The sequence below is a fragment of the Kitasatospora sp. NPDC059599 genome (assembly GCF_042735125.1).
Taxonomy (GTDB): Bacteria; Actinomycetota; Actinomycetes; order Streptomycetales; family Streptomycetaceae; genus Kitasatospora.
Genome location: NZ_JBHWCL010000298.1, coordinates 1 through 2,084, shown reverse-complemented (window position 1 = coordinate 2,084; position 2,084 = coordinate 1). Strand labels below are relative to the sequence as shown.

Annotated in this window: 2 protein-coding genes; both read left to right on the top strand. The window is 68.9% G+C overall.

Going from position 1 to position 2,084, the window contains the following annotated elements; genetic code table 11:
* The first annotated feature begins 309 nt into the window (after nucleotides 1-309).
* On the top strand, nucleotides 310-1,020 hold the full coding sequence (locus ACFV04_RS43655; RefSeq protein WP_380350261.1) for a hypothetical protein: 711 nt from the start codon (nucleotides 310-312) through the stop codon (nucleotides 1,018-1,020).
* Nucleotides 1,017-1,817 (top strand): hypothetical protein, encoded by an 801-nt coding sequence (locus ACFV04_RS43650; protein ID WP_380350264.1) that lies wholly within the window; start codon nucleotides 1,017-1,019, stop codon nucleotides 1,815-1,817. The genes ACFV04_RS43655 and ACFV04_RS43650 overlap by 4 nt, the downstream gene beginning before the upstream one ends.
* The last annotated feature ends 267 nt before the right edge of the window (nucleotides 1,818-2,084 follow it).

The window sequence follows — 2,084 nt, the reverse complement described above, 5'->3', positions numbered from 1 at the left end:
GGGCTTGGCCGGTTCGTTCCTCACCAGCCAAGCCGGCGTCGGCGTGGCCGACGCTCAGGCGGCTGTCGCCGCCGTGTCACGTACGCCAGCTGGACGGCTGTCGCATCAGGGCACCCACTCTGGAGTCCAGCGGAGAAACAAGGCATCATTCAACATGATGGCTGGTCCTACGGGAAACGTTGGCAGATCGCAGGCCGCCTGGTCACGTCTCCCGGCCCGAGGGCTCTTTCAGCCCATTCCAGGAGACGACGCGGGCCATCGTAGGCGCCTCAAGGCCCAGAGCGCCTGACCTGACCAACCAGGAGCATCGTGACGACGCTGAACGGCCGCGAGGTTTGCACCCGCCGGGACCTGATGGACAGGTACGGCATGACGCTGTCCCCACTGGAGAAGTGGTACCGAAACCGTCACGCGAATGGGCACCCTGAGGCGGTCGGCACGGTTGGACGGGAGCTGGTCTGGGACCGCGAGGAATGGGACGCCTGGTACCAGGGGCGAGGGGACACCGGTGATCTGGAGTCCCGGGCCGACCTGGCTGCCAGGCACGCTCTGGCCCGCGGGACCCTCGACCGGATGTGGGCCCTGCGCGGAGAGAACGGTCACCCGGAGCCGGTGAAGACCGTGGAGAAGAGCATGTACTGGGACTCCGCAGAGTGGGACGCCTGGTACGCCGAATACCGTCGGAAGGCCCAGCGCGCCGAGCTCCACGTCGACCGCTCCGGTGACCCGGAGGACCTCGTCACCCTCGCCCAAGCCGCCCGGATCCTGGGCGTCGAACCGACCAGCATCACCCACTACCCCAAGAACCCTCCGAGGAACTGGCCTCAGCCAGTCCAAGAGGAGGAGCTGCCCAGCGGCCGCATGCGCCGGCGGTACCGCCGCGCCGACATCTGGCGCTACGCCGACACCCGGACCATCGCCGGCCCCCGCCGACGCTTCCCATCCCGGAGCACCGGGCCGGTGCCCGGGCGAGAACCATCTTCAGACCACCGCACGTCAGCAGAGGAGCCTGGACAGTGAGCCGATCTCAAGAGGACTTCGGGCCGGTTCAGCTCGCCCGCTGGCTGGGGCTCAAGGAGTCCCAGCTGCGTCGCGCGCAGAACCTGGGGCTGGTCCCGCCACCCGACGTCGACGGCCGCCGCTGGTCCCAGAGCGTGGCCAGGACCCTGCCGGACCAGGTCGAACAGATCCTCGCCCAACTCGGGGAGGAAGCCTCGGTCGCACCCGCGCCCGAGACGAAGCCCGCGCCGACCGTCAGGACCCGACGGGGCAAGGAGGGCTTCGGACCGGTCCAGCTGGCCCGTCACCTCGGTCTCAAGGACTGGCAGGTCACCCGCGCTCAGCAGCGTGGACTGATCCCTGCCCCCGACCTCGAAGGCGGCCGCTGGTCCGAAGCCGCGGTCGAACCCGTCACCGATCTCGTTCCGCAGATCATCGCGGAAGTCGGCGACCACCCCGGCCTCGGGTCTCAGAAGGCAGCGGAGTACCTGGCCCAGCACACCGGTCTTCCGGTCGAGCGTACCGACATCCAGGACCTGGCCGACCGGGGAGCCCTGCACCCTGTCGGGGAGTTCAAGGGCTGGCCGATGTACGCGGTCGAATCCCTCGAAGCCCTGGCCCACGACGAGGTCGAGGCCATTGTCGTCGCACGCCGTCACTGGATCGAGGAGAGCCTCACCGGTGCCGAGGCAGCCCGGTTCCTCGGTTGGTCCATGGGGAGGTTCGAGGTCAGCGTCGAACGTCACGGCATCATTCGCGGCAGATTCGACCGGTACTCTCGCGCGGACATCGAGGATCTGGCCCGCGTCGCCGGCTGAGCCGAATCGACCGTGAAGGCCCTGCAGCCCAGTAGCTGCAGGGCCTTTCGCATGTCTGTCCGCATCCACTGCTGCCGTGCGGCTGGTGGGTCTTGTCAGTGGTGAAGAGGGGTCCTGGTGGGTGTCCGGGTGGTGTGACCTGGCTTGTCGGATGGGTTGGTGGTTCCCCTTCCCGGCTCGGGCAGCCTGCGCCGGGCGTGCTGGGGGGCGCAACCGGGCGGCTTTTCCCGGGCGGCGAAGATCTTCCGCCTGTTTCCGCGCCCGGGG